This window comes from Novosphingobium sp. HNCC26DJ243 (assembly GCF_057180545.1).
Genome location: NZ_JBXUGN010000022.1, coordinates 1 through 893, shown reverse-complemented (window position 1 = coordinate 893; position 893 = coordinate 1). Strand labels below are relative to the sequence as shown.

General features: G+C 66.2%; 1 protein-coding gene. It reads right to left on the bottom strand.

Annotated elements, in window-relative coordinates:
- A partial coding sequence (dapA, locus tag AC2A04_RS18275; RefSeq protein ID WP_484213785.1) for a 4-hydroxy-tetrahydrodipicolinate synthase occupies window positions 1-876 on the bottom strand: 876 nt, incomplete at its 3' end.
- Window positions 877-893 lie beyond the last annotated feature (17 nt).

The following is an 893-nucleotide window of genomic DNA, read 5'->3' as shown; positions in this document are numbered from 1 at the left end:
CAGCCCTGCGTGTTCCAGCGCGGCGTCCACCTTGGCGCGGGCGGCTTCGCTGGCCGGGACCAGCGGCAGGCGCAGTTCGTCGGTGATATCGCCGAACACGCGGCTCAGCGCGTACTTCACCGGCGCGGGCGATGCGTCGGAAAACATTGCGTAGTGCAGCGGGTAGAGCCGGTCGTTCAGCTCGCGCGCCTTCTCGAAATCGTTGGCGGCGCAGGCCGCCTGGAAATCGGCGCATAGCTGCGGCGCAACGTTCGCCGTCACCGAGATGCAGCCCCGCGCGCCCGCGGCGTTGGCCGGAAGCGCCAGTTCATCGTCGCCCGAAAGCTGGCAGAAGTGCTTTCCGATCCCCATGCGGTGGTCGGTCACGCGCGAAAGATCGCCGCTCGCATCCTTGATCGCGACGATCCGGTCGGGATAGCGCTTGGCCAGTTCGCACACCGTCTCGGGCAGGATGTCGGTCACCGTGCGACCGGGCACGTTGTAGAGCACGATCGGCAGGTCGCTGTGCTCGGCAAGGTAGCTGAAATGCGCGATGATCCCCGCCTGGCTCGGGCGATTGTAATAAGGCCCGACGCAGAGCGCGGCCTGCGCGCCGCACTTCTTCGAGAACGTCATGTGCAGCAGCGCGTTCATCGTGTCGTTGCTGCCGCAGCCCGCGATCACCGGCACGCGGCCCGCCGCCTGCTCGACGCAGACCTCGATCACGCGGTGATGCTCGGCATTAGACAGCGTCGAGGCCTCGCCCGTGGTGCCGCAGGGGACCAGCGCCGACGATCCGTTCTCGATCTGCCAGTCGACCAGACGCCGAAACGCTTTCTCGTCGAACGCCCCGTCGCGAAAAGGAGTCACAAGGGCCGGAATCGAGCCGGAAAACATGGACAATATCCCTCAAT